This window comes from Cohnella cellulosilytica (assembly GCF_042431195.1).
GTDB lineage: Bacteria > Bacillota > Bacilli > Paenibacillales > Paenibacillaceae > Cohnella > Cohnella cellulosilytica.
In genome coordinates this window covers 254,830-276,032 of record NZ_JBHMDN010000013.1, presented here as the reverse complement: position 1 = coordinate 276,032, position 21,203 = coordinate 254,830, and the positions used below count along the sequence as shown (strand labels likewise).

The window sequence follows — 21,203 nt, the reverse complement described above, 5'->3', positions numbered from 1 at the left end:
AAGTCAATTAGCGAAGGCGACGGCGAGGTGCACGGATGAAAAGAGCGATGACCGAGACCGCCAAAGCGGAGAAAGCGAAGCAGATTTTGCAGATCGCGACCGAGATGTATCGAGGCAGCACCTTCGAGGCGCTTAAAATGAGCAGCGTGGCGAAGGCGGCGAACGTGTCGAACGGCACGCTGTTTTTTTACTATAAGACCAAAGAAATTTTGTTTATGGAAATGCTGTTTCTGGAATACGAGAAGCGTTTCGACCATTTGCTCGACCTGCTGCGCCCATGCGGAAAAATGACATACGAGCAGTTTAAGGCTTTTTTTCTGGGCGAGATGGACGGGCTTCTCGACGCGGATTCGCTGCTCATCCGCCTCAGCGTCATCAAGAGCACCGTGCTGGAGAAAAATATCGATCAGGAGACGGCCGTCAAAGGAAGCCTGTACCTGCACGATTCGTTCCGGCGGATCGCCGAGGCGATGATGGAGAAGGCCGATTTTCTCAGCGCCGAAGCTTTCTACGAGCTGATGCTGGCACAGAACGCCATTATTGTCGGTTACGTCAATATGGCGGTGCTCCCGCAGGCCATCGAAGAGGCGATCGACGAACACGGACTGCACGGCTTCCGTCTCGATTTTCGCCACAGCGCCCTGACCGCCATGGCATATTATTTGGACGGCTGGTTCGCCAAGCGTGGCTCTTCGACGTGAGGACGATTGCGGTTATATGTGGCTCGGCTTCTGCCCGTATTCGGCAGAAGCCTTTTTTGTCGTATCTCCGTTTTGACGCGAGAGCCGCTTTTGTGTAACATTTCAGAACGGAAGAGGTGCGGCGGATGAGAAACCTTAGTTTTCAGAAAAAGCTGTTTATTCAATACTCCCTGGTGGTCGTGCTGATCATCGTCCTGTCCGTGGCGGCGTTCCACAGGTATATCGTCCGGACAACCGAGGAGGAGGCGATGAAAAACCTCAAGCAGCTGACCGTGCAGACGAGGGGACAGGTGGATACGTTCCTGCAGGCGATGGATCACACGGCGCTCCAGGTCATGAGCACGCCGCGCATCGTCGAGGTGATGGCCCAGGCCCGCCGGAACGACGATCCCGGCAATTACTTCAGCGAGAATTCCCGCGTGGCGTTCGAGATGGGACGGGATTTGACGGCGATTCTGGGTCCCAAGGTGTCGGCCTCGAGAGTCAGCGTATACAATCTCCAGGGGGATTATGTCAGCATGGGCACTTTGGGCGAAACGCCGCAGCGCGTCGAGGGTTTTCTTCGCGGAGGCGACATCGTCGCCCTGTACGAGCGGGTTGCCGCGAGGAAGGGCAAGGAGCTGATTCTGCCTCCCCATGCGGATTTCTGGTCGGACGAGACCGACCGGCAGGTGATCTCGGTTTTCCGGATGATCAAGGACATCGGGACGGGAGAAGCCTACGGGATCGTGGAGGTGCAGCAAACTTACGACCTGCTGGAGGCGCTGCTGGATTACCCGAATTTGTCCAACGTTCACGCCTATCTGTTTTCGGAGACCGGACAGCCTTTCGTATCGACGGCGAGCGGAAAGGAAAAATTAAACGAAGCGGGCAAGTATTATCGGCCGTCCGAGACGGGAGAGCTGCAAAGCCATATGGTAGGCGGACACGGCCGCCAGGAGGTTGCGATTGTGGCCCGATCCGCTTATTCCGGCTACACGCTCGCCCTCGTTCAGGCGAGAGACGATCTGTTCATCACCAAAAACGCGACCGTCAAAATTTTGTTTTTCAGCTCGCTAAGCCTGGTGCTGCTGACCGTTCTGATCCTTTATCTGCTGTCCCGTTCCTTGACCAAGCCGCTTAAGCAGCTGCGGGTTTCGCTGAACCGGGTTAGCCTGAACCGGCTGTCGATCGAGCTGGATCAGTCGAAGCAGGTCAACGAGTTTATGCTGCTCAACCGCGCGTTCGAAGCGATGTTCCGCAGGCTGAACGAATCCGTGTCGCATGAAATCAAAGCGCATCTGCTGGCGATGCAGTCGCAGATGAATCCGCATTTTCTCTACAACATGCTCGCGGTGATCAGCGCGTCGGCCGTCGAGTCGGGCAACGACGCGATCGCGGCGATGTGCCACAAGCTGTCCAGAATGCTGCGCTACGTGTCGACCTGGGACGAGCAGGAGGTGACGCTGGAGGACGAGCTTGCCCATACCCGCAATTATTTGGAGCTGATGAAGGATCGCTACGAGAAGAAATTCGAATACGAGCTGCGGACGAACGGGGCGGAGCTGTCCGGCGTGAAGGTTCCGAAGCTGATCGTGCAGCCGATCGTGGAAAATTGTTTTCAGCATGCGTTCGCGCGGGCGGAAGCGCCCTGGCATATCGGAATCGAGGTTGCGGCGAACGACGAAGGCTGGTCGATCTCCGTCTCGGATCGGGGGACGGGATTCGAGGAGGGCGCGCTGGCCGAGCTGGAGAAGAAAATCGCCGACGCTCTTCTCAAGTCCGATGCTCTGGACATGAGCGGATGGCGCATCGGCGGACTCGGCTTGGCGAATACGATCGTCCGCTTAAAGCTGCGCTACCGGGGCGGCTTCCATTACCGGATTGAGAAGAACGAGCCTTCGGGAACCCGCGTGACGATAGGAGGGACCAATCAATGACCTTAAACATTCTGATCGTGGAAGACGAGCCGCCGATCGCCAGAAGCTTAAAAGCGCTGATCGAGCAGCTGCCGGGCATGCGCGTCGCGGCTTGCGCCGAGCATGGCGCCGAAGCGCTGGACCGGCTGGAGCGGGAAGAGATCGACGTCGTGTTCACCGATGTCAGCATGCCCGTGATGGGAGGCATCGAGCTGATGTCCGCCATTTACGAGCGCTATCCCGATATCGTGACCGTTGTCGTCAGCGGCTATCAGGATTTCGAATACGTCAGAAGCGCGCTGCAGTACCACGCCTTCGATTACATGCTGAAGCCCGTGTTTAAGCCGGACCTCCACCGTTTGCTGGAGAAGATCGCCGAACTGAGCGCAAGGAGGAAGAGCGAGGCCCAGACGCGGCAGCTTGCGGCGCTGCTGAACCGGACGACTCCCGGAGACGAGCTTGTCCGCGACGCCTTGCCGGACCTGCCTTGGTACGCCCTGGCCGTCGTCTGCGCCGGGACGATGCCCCAATCTTACTCCGACGGCGCGATTCCCGGAAAGAGCTACTGGGAGCAGGTCGATTGGGGCGAGCTGTCGTCCTCCGTCGGCGGCAATTGCCGTTTCTGGATGATGGACGGCAGAACGGCGGCGGAAAAAATCGTGATCGCGGCGTTCGCGGAGCCGCGGGATATTGCGGAATTCGAGCGGATTTACGCCAAGCTGCCCGAAAATCTCTTCGTCACGATGCTGGTCGGCCCGGAGACGAGGAAGCGGGAGGAGTTGGCCGATTTTCACGATGCGCTCCGGCAGCTGCTCTACCGCACCGTGTCCGTCGGGCAGTCCCGGATGATTTTCGTCGAACGTTCGAAGCTGGAGGCGCGGGCATCGCGCGAACGCGGACTGGAGCTCGAGTCGGCCGAGGCGGAAGCGCTGGCGCTTCACCTGCGCCGGGACGAGACGGAAGCGGCAGCCGGCGCGATAGCCGGTCTGTTCGAGCGATGCGCCGAGAGAGAGGTGTCCCAGGCGGAGCTGGAATCCGTCCTGCAGCAGCTGCTTCATCGCATCGTCAAGTTCTCCTCGGGGCAGGAGGTTCACTCGACTCTTCCGGAGATCGAGCTCGGAGAGGCGATTGCCAAGGCCGTTTCCTACCCGTCGCTGACGAAGGACGTCCTTCGCGTATACGCGGCGGCGGCCGTTCGCGACCAGGCGCAGGATACGCCGCCGATCGTGCTGGACGTCGAGCGGTTTCTTCGCGAGCATTACGCCGAATCGATTACCGGCGAGGAGCTGTCCAGACGCTTCGGCTTCGTTCCGTCTTACATAACGAAGCTTTTTCGCGCTCACAGGGGCGTGTCTCCTTTGCAGTATTTGACCCGCGTCCGGCTCGACAAGGCCAAGGAGATTATTCGCGGCGAACCCCGGCTGATGCTGAAGGAAATCGCCCAAATGGTAGGCTACAGCGATCCGCTGTACTTCAGCCGGGTGTTCCGCAAGGAAGTCGGAGTGTGGCCCAGCGAATACAAGCAGGGCTGAAAGCGTTTGCCTTTGTCCATCTGTCGTTTCGTTTCCTCCATTTATGTCGGGCGGCGTTCCAACTATACTGAGGTCAAGCGGTGGAGGCCTGCATTGCAAACATAAAAAGGGGAGTAGAATATGGCTAGTCGTAAAAAAGGCTTCAGATGGATGATATCGGTTGCAGCGGTTTCCGCGCTGCTGGTTGTCAGCGCTTGCGGAAGCGGCGGGGGGAATAACGCGGCCTCCGGCAGCGGCGGCGGCGCGCAGCCCGGCGAGACGGCGGCAGCGGCGGACAAGAAGCCGTTTACGATCACGTATCTGACTACGCAATCCCGGATGAAAACCGGCATGAAGGATTTGGCGGACGCGATCAAGAAGGACGAGAACATTACCGTCAATTTCGAGGTCGTTCCCGACAATCAGTTTCAGACGCTGCTGCTGACGAAGATCGCTTCGGGCGAAGTGCCGGACGTCATCGACATTAACGCTCCCGAGAGCTACCCGGTGTACAACGCGGCGGAAAATTTCGAGGACTTGAGCGGCGAGCCTTGGGTGGCCAGACTGAATAACGCGGACATGTACAAATATACGGACGGGAAGTATTACGCGTTCCCTACCTCCGCGCCGGGGCTGGTTGCCGGAGCCTATTACAACAAGCAGGTGTTCGAATCTCTCGGGGTTTCCCTTCCTTCGACCTACGAGGAATTCCTGGCTCTGCTGGACACGATCAAGGAAGCGGGCATTACGCCGATCTATATGAGCAACAAGGACACGTGGACGACGCAAATCCCGATGCTGATTCTTTTCGGCGCGGCGTTGGGAGACAAGGCGAACCAAACCTACCAGGATCTCATCGAGAACAAAACCAAGTTTGCCGACATTCCCGAATTCAAGCAAGCGCTCGGCGATTTTCAAAATTACGTGAACAGCGGCTACGTCAACAAGGATCACGTCACCGCCACGTACGACATGTCGCAGCAGGCGCTTGTCGAGGGCAAGGCGGGCATGGTCATCAGCGGCAATTTCCTGATTACGGATATCAACAACAAGTGGCCGGAAGCCGAAATCGGATTTTTCCCGGTACCGTACAATGATACCGACAAGGTCATCTCGGCCAGCATCTTCACCGGAATCGCCGTCATGAAGAACGGCAGCCAGGTCGAGAACACGAAGAAATGGCTGGATCTGTGGACGCAGCCGAAATACCAGGATATGTTCTTCAAGCTGTACCCGGGTCTGCCGGCGGCAAGCGACATCGACGGCGGGCAGCTGATTCCTGCCGTGCAGGAAGCTTACGATCAATATTTGAAGACCGGCAAGGTGATCTATCAATTGAACGACTCGTTCGCCTCCGCCGGAGGATTCCTCGACAGCAAGCTGTGGCCGATCTACGTGGAGGTCGCGATGGGCAAATCCGTCGATACGGCGATCCAGGACATCGACAAGGAATTCCAGCAGTTCGGCAAGCTGAAGAAGCTTCCGGGATTCGAATAAGCAATCCGGGGGTTGTCCCATAAGTATTTCTGCGATCCTTTATACTTCCTAACTTATGGGACAGCCCCTCCGCTTGAGCTGGACAGAAGGGAGCCGGAATTATGCGCAACAAAACATCAAGCCTGTACAGCTACACGCTGACTTACCCGGCGCTGCTGCTGTACACTCTCTTTTTTGTCGTTCCGGTCGCGGCCGGCATCGTCATGGCGTTTACGGATTGGCAGTCGACCCGAATACTGGAGCCGGCCTTTAACGGGCTGGACAACTTCCGCGCCCTTTTTAACGACGAACGATTTATGAAATCCTTGACGAATACGCTGTGGTTCGCTTCCATCACGATGATTTTGAAGGTCGTCTTCGGCCTGCCGCTGGCGGTCGCGCTGGACAAGCCGCTCAAGACGAGAGGTTATCTGCGAACGATCTTTTTCTTTCCCGGCATTCTGAGCGCGGTCGTCATCGGAATTATGTTTACGTCGCTGTTCCAGATGGATGGGGTCGTCGACCGCTTCCTGAACTTTTTCGGCATTCCGACGGGGGTCAACTGGCTGGGGCAGGGCAATACGGCGATGGCCGTCGTCATGCTGACCGACGTATGGCAGTGGACCGGATTGACGATGATTATTTTCCTGGCCGGCCTGCAGGGCATTCCGGGCGATTACTACGAGGCTTCGACGATCGACGGCGCTTCCGCTTATCGTCAATTCCGGCACATTACGCTGCCGCTGCTGGCGCCTTCCTTTACGATCATCTTCACGTTAAGCCTGATCGGCGGCCTTAAAGTGTTCGCGAACGTCTACGTGCTGACGAACGGAGGTCCCGGTTTCTCCACGCAGGTGCTCGCCACATACATTTACCAGGCCTTCGGCTCGGGGCTGCTCGGCCTGTCCAGCGCGATGGGGCTGGTGCTTACCGTGCTGGTCACCGTTCTGACCCTGCTGCTTAACGGTTATCTTCGCCGAAAGGAGCTGGAGCTATGAGCGTCATTGCCAAGCGTTACAAATCGTGGCTTCTCGAAGCGGCGCTGCTGCTGTTCAGCCTGGCCGTTATCGTTCCGCTGCTGATCATGTTTTTCGGTTCGTTCAAATCGTCGGCCGAGGCGTCGCGCTTCAACATCGAGCCGCCGTCGGAATGGCATTGGGACAACTACAGCTTCGTGTTCGAGACCGGCGGACTGCTGCGCTCGTTCTGGAACAGCAGCGTCATTACGGCGTTCTCCCTGCTGCTGACGGTCATCGTCGCCAGCGCCGCCGCGTTCGTCATCTCGCGCCGGAAGTCCAAGGCAACGGAAAGCATGTATATTTATTTCCTGATCGGGATGATCGCGCCGATGCAGATCATCACCACCTACGCCGTGCTGAAAATACTCGGATTGACCGGCAGCTTCACGGGCGTCATTCTGATTAACGCCGCGATCAACATTCCGCTGAGCATCGTCATGTTCGCCGGTTTCGTGAAGGGCATTCCGCGCGAGATCGACGAGGCTGCGGCGATCGACGGCTGCGGCTCGTACCGGTTGTTCGGAATTATCATTATGCCGCTGCTGAAGCCGGTGATCGCGTCCAATATCATCTTCCTGTCCCTGGGCATCTGGAACGATATTATGCTGCCGATCTATTTCCTGAGCGGAGACAAGTGGACGCTGCCGCTGTCGGTATATCAATTTTTCGGGCAATATTTCAGCAGTTGGAACTACGTGTTCGCGGACATCGTGCTTTCCGCCATTCCGGTCGTCATTTTATTTTTGACCGCGCAGCGGTACATCGTGGCCGGAATGGTGTCGGGAGCGCTGAAAGGATAAGCCGTCCCGTTGACGGGATGTTAACTCAAGGAGGTACGGGCAGGATGTCGCAATCCCTGATCGAGCAAAGAACGGAAAGAACGAAATGGTTTCTGAACGACCGCTTCGGCATGTTCATCCACTGGGGGCTGTACGCGATTCCGGCGCGCGGCGAGTGGATCAGGAACGACGAGCAGATCAGCGTGGAGGATTATCAGGTTTATTACGACGAATTCAATCCCGACAACTACGATCCGCGAGCCTGGGCGAAAGCGGCCAAGGCGGCGGGCATGAAATACGCGGTGCTGACCGCCAAGCATCACGACGGCTTCTGTCTGTTCGACAGCCAGCTGACCGATTACAAAGCGACCAACACGAAGGCGGGGCGCGACCTCGTGCGCGAGTTTCTGGAGGCGTTCCGCGCGGAAGGGCTGAAGGTCGGCCTGTACTATTCCATCATCGACTGGCATCACCCGAGCTATCCCGCGTACGGCGACCAGTACCATCCGATGCGGTTCAACGAAGCGTACAAGCGCGATCCGAACCTGTTCGGCGAATATTTGGACTACATGCACGGGCAGGTGCGCGAGCTGCTGACGAACTACGGCAAACTGGACATCATGTGGTTCGACTTCTCCTACGGCGACATGATCGGGGAAAAATGGCGCTCGCACGAGCTGATGGAGACGATCCGTTCCCTGCAGCCGCACATTGTGATCGACAACCGTTTGGAGGCGAGCGGGGAAGGCGGCGGCAGCATTTTTACGAAAAATCCGAGCTTCTATGCGGGCGACTTTGCGTCTCCGGAGCAGATTATCCCGCCCAAGGGAGTGACGGACGAGGACGGCGCGTCGATTCCGTGGGAGGCGTGCATTACGCTGAACAACAACTGGGGGTACGGCGCGGCGGATTTCCGGTATAAGACGGCGAAAACGATTATCCGCAAGCTGGTCGAATGCGTCAGCAAAAACGGCAACCTGCTGCTGAACATCGGCCCGGACGCACGCGGCGAAATTCCCGCGGAATCGCTGCGGATTCTCGAAGAGGTCGGTCAGTGGATGCGCCGCAACGGGGACAGCATTTACGGCTGCGGCCAAGCGATCTGGCCCAAGCCGGAATGGGGCCGCTACACGCAGAAGGGCAACAAGCTGTACGCCCATCTGTTCGAGGAGAGCGTCGGCCCGATCGGCCTGCCGGGACTGGCCGGGAAGGTGGCCAAAGCCAGACTGCTCGCCGACGGTTCGGAAGTGTTCGTATCCCGTCCTTGGAACACGGTGCTGTACCCGGAGGACGCGTTCATCAACTTCGCCCGTCCGGAAGTATTGACCTATCCGCTGCCGGACGAGCGGAATACGGTCGTCGAGCTGACGCTGATTGACTGATCCCACTCCCGACAGCGGCAGAAAAGCGTTGAGAGGCTGTTCCGTAAATTAAGGACACTTGGATATCGAGAAAGAAAAGGGGTATGTATCTCCCGGAGAGCGAAGCGCCTGCCTCATACGGTCCTGAAATCACCCTGTCACGGGTTTAACCTTTCAGATTTCAGGACCGTATCAGCAGCGTAGGGAGATACATACCCCGTTCGTGTTCATCGAGGATTCCAAGGTTCCTTTTACGGAACAGTCTCTTGCTTTTCTCCGCTGTCGGGTGATATTATGGATACACAAAAAGCCCAAAAACGAAAGCCAAGGCGCAGTGAACAACTGCCGCGGTCGATGCGCGCCTTGCAGGTGAAGAAGGTGAACGGCGTGGCGATGTCCAAACGGAGATTTCAGTTTCTCGACCAGTTGGTGGAGATGTATCAGAAAACCCGGCTGCCCATTCATTACGAAGCGCTGGCCAAGGCTGTCGGCGTCAGCAAGTGGACGGCGTACGACATGCTCAAGGAGATCGAGAGGTCCGGCTATGTGACGCGCAGCTACGAGACGAACCCGAACGAGACCGGCAGATCGCAGGTCGTGTTCGCTCCGACGGCCAAGGCGGCTGAGCTGTTTCGGCAGCAGCGGCTGAGCGCGCTTCCGGCCGAACGCTGGGACGAAACCGTGCGGGAAATCCGCCGTTTGCTGGACAGCATGGGCCAGATGAGCATCCAGGAGCTGCTGGGCCAAATGCTCGAAGAAATTCCCGGCAAACGTTCGAACCTGGAATTTTGCGGCTACATCGTCGGCATGCTGCTGGCGTATCTGAAGCAGCTCGGGGGCAAGACGGAGTCGGTCATTCGCGCGCTCATTCGCAAAACCTCGGGACATCATGCCGGCCTGCTGATGTTTGTAGGCACGGTGCTGGGGACGGCAATCCAGACCGTCAACGAGGAGCTGGGCAGCGAAATCGCCGAGCTGGTCGGCGAGTACGTGGAATTGCTGGACGGATTGACCGGCGGAGAGCAGACGCTGCTGTCGGAGCTGGTTAGAGAGACGCTGGCGTAAGTCCCGTTTCTTGTTCGCGATACAGATTCATGATCTGTGTCGTCTGCGTAATGCTTTTCGCAGAGGATGGAGAAGGCGTTTTTCGGCGAGTTTTTGGGTCTTTTGTGGGAAGTCGGAACGGAGGAGAACGGGATGCGAAAAATCGGCTTGGTGCTCGGCGGAGGAGCAGTGCGCGGGCTTGCCCATCTCGGGGTGCTCAAGGGGCTGGAGAAGCACGGAATTCCTGTAGCCGGCATTATCGGGACGAGTATGGGCGGAGCGATCGGCGGTCTGTACGCAGCCGGCATTTCCGCCGGCGATATCGAACGCATGCTGCTTCGTACGCCCAAGTATCGCTTTATCGATCTCGGTCTTAGACAGCGGGGCCTGCTGGCGGGCAACGGCATTCCGCAGGCGGTAAACCGTCTGCTGGAGCAGCACGACAAGGCGAATTTGCCGATCGAGCGGTTTCCGATTCGGTTCAAGGCGATCGCCGTCGATCTGATGGAAGGCAAGCAGGTTATTCTGGATCGGGGCGATCTGGGGACGGCGCTGCGGGCAACGACGGCTTTTCCCGGCGTATTCGCGCCGCTTATGATCGATGGCCGCATGCTGGTGGACGGAGGAGTGCTGAACAACTTGCCGGTGCAGGAAATGCGCAATGAACCCGTGGACTTCGTCATTGCGGTCGATGTTGCCCGCGAGCACGAGAAGCGGCCGCCGCGCAGCATGATCGAGGTCGTGTACCGCTCGTACAGTCTGATGACGGCGGAAAGAAAACACAGCAGCCTGCATCTGGCCGATTTGGTCATCCGTTCCGAGGTGGGGCAGTATGCGGCGTTCGACTTCACCAAAGCGGCGGAATGCATCGAGGCGGGAGAAGCGGCGGTCGAGCAGTCGATCGAACGCATCCGGGCGCGCCTGCTCGAAGAGTAACGGAGAAGGCGGCGGAGGGGGTGAGGCTGACGGGCAGGAGTGCAATTTGTTTTTTAATTAGTTTTTGGGTCTTTTGTGTATTTTGCCGATAAAATTATAAATTGGAGTGGTAGACCGATGTTGAAGCAAAGCGCAATAAAATTCGCAGCTTGGATTGCCCGTTTCGCCCCCTGGATTATCGTCGCGGCGTTAATCGCGACTTGTGCGGCAGGCTATGGATTAAGCCGGATGGAAATTCGCACGAGCGTCGATATGCTGCTGTCGGACGACGACCCGGTCGCCGTCCACAATGCGAGGTTTCAAGAGAAATTCGGCGGCGAAAGCCTTATTTTATTGATCAAGGGGCGGCAGGACCAATTGTTCGATTCCCAGTCGTTGCGGGTGCTGAACGATTTGCAGCATAAGCTGAGCGAATCGGACAAAGTATACTCGGTAACCAGCCCGCTGTCTCTGGCCGAAATATTCGCCGGGCAGGCGAGCCGGCTATCCGGGACCGCGCAGCAGCTGCCCGAAGCGCTCGGGGAACCGAGCGCGGTCAACGACAAGTTTGTCCGGCACGCGCTGTTGGACGGACAAGGTCGTCCTCAGCCGCCCGTCGCCCCGCTGCTTCCCGATAACGGCAATGACATGTTGTTCCAGATTCAACTGAACAGCGGACTGACGATGCAGGAGATGGCCGCTGCGACGGACGCTATCGAGCGGATAATCGCGGACCATGCAATTGCGGGCACGGAGACGTTATTTTCCGGCATCCCGGCCATTTCGAAAACACTGGAGGACTACATCTCCGAAGATATTGCGACGATGCTGCTTGCGGTGATCGTACTGATGATCGTCGTGCTGGCGCTCGTCTTCCCGGTGCGTTCGCGCTTGATTTCGCTCCCGGTCGTTCTGGTCGGCATGATCTGGACCTTCGGGTTAATGGGTTACATGGGCATGCCGCTGAGCATTGCCACCATGGCGCTGCTGCCGATTCTGATCGGATTGGGAACGGACTTTGCGCTGCAGTTCCATAACCGTTACGAGGAGGAAGCGGCCAGGACGCAAAACAGGATCACGGCGGTGACGAATACGCTCGGCCGAATGGCTCCAGCAGTCGGCATAGCGGTTGCGATCATGGCGATCGGATTTCTGACGCTGCTGCTATCCGATATGCCGATGATCAAGGATTTCGGACTGATGCTGGCGATTGGCGTGGCCATTATGTATGCGCTGGGCATCGCGCTGCTGCTTCCGGCGCTGGCCTTCCGGGACCGCAACGGCATACGCTCGCGGCAAAGCGCTTCCGGCGGAGCCGCGGAACGCGGATTGGGCGCGCTGGCCCGGGCGATCGTCCGCCGGCCGCTGTGGTTTCTCCTTCCGCCGATTGCCGTTGCGGCCATCGGCTTCGGATTGGATCACAAGTTAAACGTGGAAAGCAATATCGAGAAGCTGATGCCGCAAAACGCTCCGGCGCTGCTGGCGATGAATGAGATCAGGGAGGTGCTGGGCAGCACGTTGACGCTGGATTGGATGGTGGAGAGCGACGATGTCCGTCGTCCGGAAGTGCTGCAGTGGATGGAACACTTCCAGCAAAACGCCGTTGCCGCTCATCCCGGCGGCATCGAAGAAGCGTCCGGCATCGCGAACGTCATGGCCTCCGTACAAGACGGCATTCTGGGGGCGGACCGCGACACGATCGCCGCCGTATACGAGCAAATTCCCGACGCGATGACATCGCCGTTCGTCTCCGCAGACCATACGATGGCCCGCATTACGTTTACTTTGGCGAATATGGACACCCGGCAGCAGGAGAAGCTGCTGGCCGAGATGGAACGCGGGGTGGACGCTCCTGAAGGCGTCGAGGTTCATCCTGTCGGCATTCAAGTGCTGCAAATCAAAAGCTTGAACGGCTTGACAGACAGCAGGCACGCATCGCTGCTGAGCGGTTTGCTCGCTATTCTGATCGGGTTGTTCGTCGCTTACCGCAATTTGAAGCGGGCGTTCTTCCCGCTGCTGCCGATCGTATTGGTCAACGGTTGGTCGGTCGGGGTGCTGTACGCGCTGGGCATCGACATCAATCCGCTGACGGCGGTACTGGGCGCGCTCGTGCTCGGTATCGGAACCGAGTTTACGATTTTGTTGATGGAGCGTTATTTGGAGGAAAAAGCGAACGGACTGGATACGGAGCAGGCCGTGACGACGGCAATGACAAAAGTCGGCCGCGCGATTACGGCTTCCGGTCTTACGGTCGTGGGCGGCTTCAGCGCCCTGATCTTTACGAATTTCGAAGTCGTGCGCGTATTCGGCATCTCCACCGTCCTGGATACGCTGCTGTGCCTGATCAGCACGCTTACGGTGCTGCCCGCGATTATCGTTATGCTGGACAGGGACGTGCGCCGCGCCGGCTAGACGAGCTTAGGGGGGACAACTTGCCGCTCGCAAAGCCGCCGGCCGATGAAGGCGGCAAGTGCCCTCGGAGGGAGCCCGTACCGGTCGTCTCCCTCGATGTGCTGCACGAGCCGGACGTAGGGGGACGAGCTCCCGGAAGCCTATTTCTCGCGTTATCGGTCACCGGTCTGTCGAAAAGAGGGGAATTCTGGAAGTTGGCGAATATGTTCGAAATAGCGACTTTCAGGAAAAGAGGAGAGAATTGTCATGTGGGCGGAATTGGCTTCGTTTCTTCAAGCAAATGCAACCGAAACCCTTGTTATTTCGATCATCGGTACTTTATTGGTCTGGATGTACAAGCAGTTCAAAGGAATGATCGACCGGGAACAACAGGACAAACTGAAGACGATCCAGTCGAAGCAGGCATGGTTTACGAAGCTTGAACTGAGCCTGGCGAGCGTTCTCCATCTGCGCGACGAGGAGAGCAAGCGGCGTTTGTTGACGCTGCTGGGGGAGTGCGGTCCGTATTTGACCCGGATGCAGCGCACCGTGGTTCGGGATTACTGCAAGAGCTTTGATCCCGGGGTGCTCTACACTTTGCAGGAATTAACCATTCACGAAGTGGACCAGTTGGAACGGCAGCTGGAAAAGCTCGGCGAGGGGAAAGAGGCCGGAGAATGGCTCTATTATATTCAGAGGCTGTATGCCCCGGTGTGGCCGATTATCCTGTTTGCTTGCGTGGCATTTTACATAGTATTTGTTTTTGCTCTCATAGGGCAGGGGCCCACTTTGTGGATAAAGGTCAATGTTTTGTTGTCAGGGATCACTTTTTTTATTTCCGTCGTCCTCGTTCTCAACGCAATAACTTCCCTGGTGAAGGGAGAAATGGGCAAGCAAGGGGCCAAACGTTGGGCTGCCTTCGTCGTGATGATGTGTTCTCCGTCGCTTATCTTTGTAATTGGGCGCTGGGAAATGTCCTTGATCTCCATCGCTCTGCAAGCCGCGGCGATTGTATTTCTCTCGTTCAACAAGCGTCCTCCGGAAATTATTCGATTGGCGTAACGTTAGACGACAAACGTAAAGCCGCACTGGACCGCCGGCGAAGGAGCGCCAGAGTCCGGTGCGGCTTAAGAATACCGTCAATCTGCAGATGGAAGCCGGGCTTAAACCAGCTTATGCCGATACCACTTGTCGCCTTTGAACCTTAAGCCGAAGATCAGGCCGCGCACGCCCCATTCAGCGACCATGGCGACCCAGATGCCCATGAGCCCCATTTTGAAGGTAATGCCCAGAATGTATCCGAGAATGATTCGGAACAGCCACATGGTGGTCAGCGCCGCGAGCGACGTGAATTTCGAATCTCCCGCGGCGCGCAGAGCGGCAGGCAGCACGAAGCTCATCGCCCAGAGCAGCGGCTGCGTGAGGGTGATCAGCAGCACCAGATGGAAGATCGTCGGCACGATCTCGTCCGGCGCGGCGTACAGCTTCATCAGCAGCGGGAACAGGGGCAGGATAATGCCGGTGAGCAGCAGGAAGAGCAGCACGGAGAAGCCCAGGAACGACTTGATGAATTTCCTGGCGTCCTGCGTGTCTCTGCTGCCGATGCATTGGCCGACGACCGTCACGATCGCCACGCTGAGCGTGCTGCCGCCGATCTGAAGGAGCATGGAGATTGAGCCCGCGATGGCGTTGGCGGTCAGCGCCAGCGTGCCGAGCTGGACGATGAACGTCTGCGTCAGCAGCTTCCCGCCGTTGAAGAACATCTGCTCGGCGGCGAACGGAAGCCCGATGAACAGTATTTTTTTCAAATTGCTCGTATCCAGCTTGAACAGCCGCTGCATTGCGAAATGCAGAGTGTGGTTATACTTGAGCAGGTAGACGAACGAAGCGGCCGCGCCGATGACCCGGGCCGCGATCAGGGAGATCGAGAGGCCGACGACGCCCATGTCGAAGCCTTTGATCAGCAGGAAGTTCAGAAGAAAATAAGCGAGGTTCATGATCACCGAAATGACCAGACTCGCTTTCGTCTCCCCGACTCCTCTCAATACGCCCCCGACGGCCTGCTGCACGGCCAGAAACGGGAAGGAAATACAGCTGCCGATCAAGAAAATCGCGGCTTTGTCGAGCACGTCCTTCTCCGCGCCGCCGAACAACATACCCAGCGTCTGCGCATGAAAAATAATGATCAGAAGACTGATCAGCAGGGCGATGGCGACGACCGCCGAGATCGCCTGGGCGGCGGCCCGGCACACCATGATACGGTTTCCGCTGCCCTTGTACTGCGCGACGATAACCGTTCCGCCGGTCGCGATCGCGATAAAGATGCTGATCATAAACATGTTGAGCGTATCCACCGTGCTGACGGCGCTGATCGCGGCGACGCCCGATGAGCTGATCATCGCCGTATTCAAGATGGCCATCAGAACGATAAACGAAGTATCGACGAAGATCGGCAGCGTAATGCCGAACACCTGCTTGTAATCCATCGAGTTGCCGGTAAAATATTTATTCAGCCATAAATCCGCTCGCCGTCTCAGGCCCGAGATTAAGGGCGTCAATTTGACATCACTGCTTTTCTTGTTATGACTTATGAGGAATACCTGTATTCTACTCCATTGTTCGGATTCTGTAAAAAGCCGCAGGAAAGAGACCCGACCGCTAATCGCTTCGATACACCGACCGGTACTGCCGCGGAGACATGCCGGTCATTTTTTTGAAAACCTTGCCGAAATGGGAAAAGTTGTCGAAGCCCGTCCGCTCCGAAACCGCGGTCACGCCCAGATTCGTGTCCCGCAGCAGCAATCGGGCCTCCTTGATCCGGGTCAGATTAACGTACTCGGTAAATTTGAAGCCCGTCTCCTCCTTGAACATCCGGCTTAAATGGCTGCTGCTGATATAGAAGCGCTTCGACAGGCCGTCCAGGTCCAGAGGCTCCGCATAGCTGGAGTTGATATGGCGGACGATCTCCGTTATTTTCCGCTGTACGGGAGTAGGCTCGCAGGGCGGCGGCGAATCTTGCTTGCGCGCATGCCGCGCGGCGAACAGCAGCAGCTCCGCCGCCATATGGCGGATATGCATGCCGTAGCCGGGCGGAGTGTCCGCCAGCTCGCCGAGCAGGGAGTGCAGAAGCGTCTCGACGTGGGCTTTTTCCTGGAGATTCAGGCTGCGCACGGCGTACTCCAGATTAAAGGGCGTCTGCAGCAGGCGGGCTTCTTCGGCGTCCAGCGCTTCGAAAAATGTCTGTTCGTAATAAATAACGATTCGCTCATGGTTGGGAACCCCGACGTCCGACGTTTTATGGACCTCGTTCGCTCCAATCGGCACGAGATCGCCCGGGCGCACCGTATACGAGCGATCCCTAATGAAGTAATTGCGTTCCCCCGAGAACAGGTAATAAATTTCGCAGGCGCTGTGGTAGTGATTGCCGTCCATGGAATAATGTCCGATTCTGCGGTCGAACTCGACCCGGATCGGCGTCCCCGGAGGTTCGTATTTGAGCGAAGGGGGAAGCTGCGAAAGATTCATCGGTCCTGATCACCTCTGGTCTCATTATAGCAAAATTTGCGGGGAAGCATCGCGAGGGAAGGCGTCGCTGCGCTAAAACCGCTCCCGAACCGACGGAGAGGGAAGCGATCAAGGGTTCGCCTTGTCACCTGCGGGCGGGAGCGTTAATCTGATCTTATTATGAACATACACGAACAAATCCAACTCTGGAATCAGGTGCTCGTTCGGGTGCTTGACGTGCGGCTGAAGCGCATCGGGCGAGGGGACGAGCTTAACGGCTATGCGCTGCCGTCCAGCGCGTTCCTGCTTGCGGCGCACGGGCAAGGGGAGCTGCGGATGGACGACGAGGTATGGCTGTCCGAGCGTTACCGGCTGCTGCACGCGGGCAAGGGGCGGCGGATAACGGTCAGAGCCGACGGCCCCCTCGACGTCTATTTGATTTTATACAAAACGGCTTTGCCCGCCTCCGCGCTGCGGGAATTTCATATGATGCTGCAAACGTCCGATCCGTTCGAGCAGAGCTGGGCGATCGTACCGGCGGAGCCGCTGGAGCTGCTGGAGCTGATCGACTCGATGCTCGGCGCATGGGCTCGGGGAGACGACGGGCTGAGGCGTCTGCAGGTCCGGGGAGATTTTATCCGCTTCGTTCATGCCGTCCTGAGCCAGCGGGAGCGGGCCGACGGCGCCGACTCTCCTTCCCTGGCCGAGCAGGTGGTTCGCCATTTGGCCCGGCACTATCGGCGAACGATTTCGCTCGACCGGCTCGCGCGGCAGTTGAACTACAGTCCCCAGTACGTGTCGCGAAAATTCAAGGAACAGACGGGACGCAGTCCGATGGATTATGTGATCGGACTGCGCATGGACCGGGCGCGCGAGCTGCTGCAGACGTCCGAAGCGTCTCTGCAGGAGATCTCCGCCCATGTCGGCTATGCCGACCTGATGTACTTTAATCGCCTGTTCAAGAAGACCGTCGGCCTGACTCCGGGGCAGTATCGCAAGCAATTTGCGCGGACGATCGTTTCGAAAAATACAATGAATTGGACAAATCCGTCCGTTGTTCTGCCGCTTCCTGCAAGGTATGATGTGAATGGTAATGATATTCATTCTCAATACTTACAGGATGGGGCGTATCGCATGACGAATCACACCAGGAAATTATCTGCCGTTGTACTGCTTGGTTTGACGATGATTTTATCCGCTTGCGGAGCGGGCGCGAACGGAACGGCCGGCTCCGAGGCAGCGGGCGGGGAGAAGCCGGCCGGAAGCGCGGCGAATGCGGCGAGCCCGGAGGCCTCGGCTTCGGGGAGCGCCGAGACGGAGCCGGCGACTCGAACCGTATCGACCGCGTTCGGCGAGGTGGAGGTGCCGAGGCATCCGCAGCGCGTGGCGGCGATCTCCTATCTGGGCACGGTGCTGGCGCTGGGGACGCAGCCGGTCGCCGGGGAGACGTTCCTGATGTCCAGCCCTTATCTGAAGGGGATGCTGGACGACATAGAGGATGTGGGAGATTCGCTGGAGAAGCTGCTCGCCACGGAGCCCGATCTTATTATCACGCACAACCCGAACCAGGAAGCGATCGATCAGTACAAGCGGATCGCTCCGACGGTATCCGTTCCGTACAACGCCTTCGCATCCATTCAGGAGGAGATGCGCTACTTCGGAGAGATTCTGGATCGGCAGCAGGAAGCCGAGCAGTGGATCGAGGAGTTCGAGAAACGGATCAAGGAGCTGCGCGATCAGGTTCAGACCGCGCTAAAGCCGGGACAAACGGTATCGATCATGCAGGAATACGACGGAACGGTGTTCCTGTTCGGGTCGAAATCCGGGCGCGGCGGCCGGATCATGTACGAGATGTTCGAGACGAAGCCGCCGGCGGCGATTCCCGCTCACATGCTGGAGGAATCCTACTACGAATTCTCGCTGGAGAATCTGTCCGAATATATGGGGGACTACCTGGTCCTGACGACGGAAAGGTCGCTGGAGCAGCTCCAGGCCGACCCGATCTGGGGCAAGCTGCCGCCGATTCGCGACAATCGCGTCCTCCTGTGGACGGAGAACGAATCCTGGTACCGCGACCCGATCGCCGTATACGGACAAATCGAGAAGCTGGCGAACTGGCTCGTCGAGACGGCCGGGAAGTAATTTTACCGACAGGCTGCATAGAGGCGAACGCCGTTCTCGCGCTATGAAACTTATTGATGATGATGGTGATGGTGATGTTGGCGGTCGTGCGGAAGAGCTTCCGTCATGCGACCGATGACAACGCGCAGGACATTGGGGCGTTCGGGCAGATCGCGGGTTCCGGCTCCGTAACCGACCGCCTCCATGTTCATGGCGGGAAGCGCGACGTCGAAGCTTTTCGCCAGACCGCTGACGATGCCGGCGCCTGTAGGCGTCGTCAACTCCTTGCCGATGGGCACGTAGGCCGTTGGCAAGCCCTTCATCATTTCCAGTGTCGCGGGGGCCGGAACGGGATAGACGCCATGCGCGCAGACGACCGTTCCGTAACCGAGCGGCACGGGGGAGCAGACGATCTCGTCGACTTCAAGCGATTCGAGGGCGAGCGCGACGCCGACGGTATCGACGATCGAATCGACGGCGCCGACCTCATGGAAGTGAACGCGTTCCAGAGGGATGCCGTGAATTTTCGCTTCCGCTTGTCCGATCTTCTCGAAAATGGCCAGACTTCGCTGCGCGGCCCGTTCGGGCAATCCGGCATCCTGGATCATTCGCACGATATCGCTGTAATGACGGTGGTGGGGATGCGCATGCTCTGCATCGGGGACGACATCGACCTTAAGCGCCGTTATGCCTTTTTTGTTGACGTTCTTCCATTCTATCGCATACGGTTCGACCGGCAGTTTGGCAAGCTCATGCTCGATATAAGCTCTGTCCGCTCCGGCGTCGGCCAAGGCGGCCAGCGTCATATCCCCGCTGATGCCGCAGATGCAGTCCAAGTAAACGATTTTCATCCGTTATCTCTCCGATCGAATCGATTTGTGTATGTTGGACGCCGCATAGGCGGCACCGAATCCGTTGTCGATATTAACGACGGTTACGCCCGGAGCGCAGGAGTTTAACATCGCGCCCAAGGCGATCAGGCCGTTCAGCCCGGTTCCGTAACCGACGCTGGTCGGAACGGCGATCAGCGGCTTGGCGATCAACCCTCCCAGCACGCTGGGCAAAGCACCCTCCATTCCGGCAATGGCGATGACGACGTCCGCGCCCCGAATGACGTCCAATCGGGCGAACAGCCGATGGATTCCGGCGACGCCCACGTCGTGAATGCGTTCGACACGGCTGCCCATCATCTCGAGAGTCAGCGCGGCTTCTTGCGCGATCCGCATATCGGACGTGCCTGCGCACACGACGGCGACGTAGCCTTCCCTGACGACGGGCGGCAGCGCTTGACCGAAGCCGGTCAGCGCTTGGGCGTCCGGATGATAGCTCAATTCCGGCGCTTGCGCGACGACGGCCGCCGCCTTGTCGGCATCGACTCGGGTGACGAGCAGCTTATCCGAACGCTCCTTCATCCGCTGCGCGATGAGGACGAGCTGTTCCGCCGATTTTCCTTCCCCGTAGATGACCTCCGGAAATCCGATTCGTTGCTCCCGCGCCGTATCCAATACGGCAAAGCCGGTATCGAGCTGCCCATCGTGCGGTGCGGCGGTCATTGGAGCGCACCTTCTCGCGAGAGAGCCTCGTTCATGCTGCCGGTACGGTAGCCCTTCAAGTCAAGCGTTACGTAACGAAAGCCCAACTGCTGCAATTTCTCGCTGATCGCTTCGTGGTGCATGACCGCTTTGCCCATATCCTGCGGAAGCAGTTCAAGGCGCGCGATCTCCTCGTGATGCCGGACCCGAACCTGATAGAATCCGAGATCGAGCAGAAATTGCTCCGCCTGGTCGAGCTGGTCGATCTTCCGGCGCTCGATCGGCGTACCATAGGGAATGCGCGAAGACAGGCAGGCGAACGACGGCTTATTCCAGGTCGTCAAGCCGAGCGCTTTGGACAACGTCCGGATGTCGTCCTTGGTCATCCCGGCTTCGAGAAGCGGACTGCGCACGCCCTCTTCGGTCTTGGCGGCAAGTCCCGGACGATAATCGCCCAGATCGTCCACGTTCGTGCCGTCCAGAACGTAAGGGAGCTTTTGCTCTTGCGCGATTCTTTTCAGATGGGCGTAGAGGCCTTTTTTGCAATGGTAGCAACGATCGGGATTGTTGGCGACGAAGCTCTGATTGTCGAGCTCGGAAATTTCCGTCAGCAGATGCTCGACGCCGATCTCGGCCGCGAGCTTGACGGCCGCGTCGAACTCGCGCGTAGGGAACGTTTCCGAAGCGGCGGTCACGGCCGTGGCGCCGCTTCCCAACTCTTGCTTGGCACGCTTGAGCAGGAAGGTGCTGTCCACGCCGCCGGAAAAAGCGACGAGGACTCCCCCCATCGAGCGGAGCAATTCTCCCAGCAGTCTGTCTTTGGCATCAAGGGATAGAAGGGCGGGATCGTTCAAGATGAAACCTCCTTTGGATGACCGTCGATCGCCGTTATTCCGGATTTAGTCAATCATTAAGAAAATGTTTGACCTCGATTCCCCGGCGACCTATAAT

General features: G+C 58.0%; 17 protein-coding genes. 12 read left to right on the top strand and 5 right to left on the bottom strand.

From position 1 onward, the window contains the following. Window positions 1-35 precede the first annotated feature (35 nt). The 11 genes from ACFFT4_RS10865 to ACFFT4_RS10815 all read left to right on the top strand — a co-directional run bounded on the left by ACFFT4_RS10865 (window position 36) and on the right by ACFFT4_RS10815 (window position 14,157). Window positions 36-701: a TetR/AcrR family transcriptional regulator gene (locus ACFFT4_RS10865; RefSeq protein ID WP_378047525.1), complete on the top strand. Its 666-nt coding sequence runs from the start codon at window positions 36-38 to the stop codon at window positions 699-701. A gap of 125 nt (window positions 702-826) precedes the next feature. Further along, a complete protein-coding gene (locus ACFFT4_RS10860) occupies window positions 827-2,620 on the top strand; it encodes a sensor histidine kinase (protein ID WP_378047523.1) in 1,794 nt (597 codons plus the stop codon). Next, complete coding sequence (locus ACFFT4_RS10855) at window positions 2,617-4,131, top strand: response regulator (RefSeq protein WP_378047521.1); 1,515 nt, start codon at window positions 2,617-2,619, stop codon at window positions 4,129-4,131. Before ACFFT4_RS10860 ends, ACFFT4_RS10855 begins: the two co-directional genes overlap by 4 nt. Before the next feature lie 120 nt (window positions 4,132-4,251). Further along, window positions 4,252-5,607: an ABC transporter substrate-binding protein gene (locus ACFFT4_RS10850; RefSeq protein ID WP_378047519.1), complete on the top strand. Its 1,356-nt coding sequence runs from the start codon at window positions 4,252-4,254 to the stop codon at window positions 5,605-5,607. Window positions 5,608-5,708: 101 nt separating this feature from the next. Continuing rightward, window positions 5,709-6,584, top strand: a complete 876-nt coding sequence (locus tag ACFFT4_RS10845; RefSeq protein WP_378047517.1) for a carbohydrate ABC transporter permease — start codon at window positions 5,709-5,711, stop codon at window positions 6,582-6,584. Next, window positions 6,581-7,405 (top strand): carbohydrate ABC transporter permease, encoded by an 825-nt coding sequence (locus ACFFT4_RS10840; protein ID WP_378047516.1) that lies wholly within the window; start codon window positions 6,581-6,583, stop codon window positions 7,403-7,405. Before ACFFT4_RS10845 ends, ACFFT4_RS10840 begins: the two co-directional genes overlap by 4 nt. Before the next feature lie 44 nt (window positions 7,406-7,449). Further along, entirely contained in the window at window positions 7,450-8,766 is a 1,317-nt protein-coding gene (locus ACFFT4_RS10835) for an alpha-L-fucosidase (RefSeq protein ID WP_378047515.1), read from the top strand. Window positions 8,767-9,138: 372 nt separating this feature from the next. Then, on the top strand, window positions 9,139-9,810 hold the full coding sequence (locus ACFFT4_RS10830; protein WP_378047513.1) for an Lrp/AsnC family transcriptional regulator: 672 nt from the start codon (window positions 9,139-9,141) through the stop codon (window positions 9,808-9,810). Window positions 9,811-9,942: 132 nt separating this feature from the next. Continuing rightward, window positions 9,943-10,725, top strand: a complete 783-nt coding sequence (locus ACFFT4_RS10825; protein WP_378047511.1) for a patatin-like phospholipase family protein — start codon at window positions 9,943-9,945, stop codon at window positions 10,723-10,725. Window positions 10,726-10,842: 117 nt separating this feature from the next. Further along, window positions 10,843-13,116, top strand: a complete 2,274-nt coding sequence (locus ACFFT4_RS10820; protein ID WP_378047510.1) for an efflux RND transporter permease subunit — start codon at window positions 10,843-10,845, stop codon at window positions 13,114-13,116. 246 nt (window positions 13,117-13,362) lie between these two features. Next, window positions 13,363-14,157, top strand: coding sequence for a hypothetical protein (locus ACFFT4_RS10815; RefSeq protein ID WP_378047508.1), 795 nt, complete (start codon window positions 13,363-13,365; stop codon window positions 14,155-14,157). Between the two features lie 101 nt (window positions 14,158-14,258). Here ACFFT4_RS10815 and ACFFT4_RS10810 read toward each other — a convergent pair whose 3' ends face one another. Together ACFFT4_RS10810 and ACFFT4_RS10805 are read right to left on the bottom strand one after the other, a co-directional pair. Continuing rightward, the gene (locus tag ACFFT4_RS10810; RefSeq protein ID WP_378047506.1) at window positions 14,259-15,653 is read right to left on the bottom strand and encodes an MATE family efflux transporter; all 1,395 of its coding nucleotides are present in this window, start codon (window positions 15,651-15,653) and stop codon (window positions 14,259-14,261) included. A gap of 100 nt (window positions 15,654-15,753) precedes the next feature. Continuing rightward, window positions 15,754-16,620, bottom strand: coding sequence for a helix-turn-helix transcriptional regulator (locus tag ACFFT4_RS10805; protein ID WP_378047504.1), 867 nt, complete (start codon window positions 16,618-16,620; stop codon window positions 15,754-15,756). Window positions 16,621-16,779: 159 nt separating this feature from the next. Between ACFFT4_RS10805 and ACFFT4_RS10800 the strand changes: the two genes are divergently transcribed. Further along, complete coding sequence (locus tag ACFFT4_RS10800; RefSeq protein ID WP_378047503.1) at window positions 16,780-18,741, top strand: AraC family transcriptional regulator; 1,962 nt, start codon at window positions 16,780-16,782, stop codon at window positions 18,739-18,741. A gap of 50 nt (window positions 18,742-18,791) precedes the next feature. On the opposite strand, the gene larC is transcribed toward ACFFT4_RS10800, so the two are convergent. Genes larC through larE form a run of 3 tightly spaced genes read right to left on the bottom strand, consistent with a single transcriptional unit; the run spans window position 18,792 to window position 21,040 of the window. Beyond that, a complete protein-coding gene (gene larC / locus ACFFT4_RS10795; RefSeq protein WP_378047501.1) occupies window positions 18,792-19,571 on the bottom strand; it encodes a nickel pincer cofactor biosynthesis protein LarC in 780 nt (259 codons plus the stop codon). Window positions 19,572-19,574: 3 nt separating this feature from the next. Beyond that, complete coding sequence (larB, locus tag ACFFT4_RS10790; protein ID WP_378047499.1) at window positions 19,575-20,273, bottom strand: nickel pincer cofactor biosynthesis protein LarB; 699 nt, start codon at window positions 20,271-20,273, stop codon at window positions 19,575-19,577. After that, entirely contained in the window at window positions 20,270-21,040 is a 771-nt protein-coding gene (gene larE, locus ACFFT4_RS10785; RefSeq protein WP_378047547.1) for an ATP-dependent sacrificial sulfur transferase LarE, read from the bottom strand. Before larE ends, larB begins: the two co-directional genes overlap by 4 nt. Window positions 21,041-21,203 lie beyond the last annotated feature (163 nt).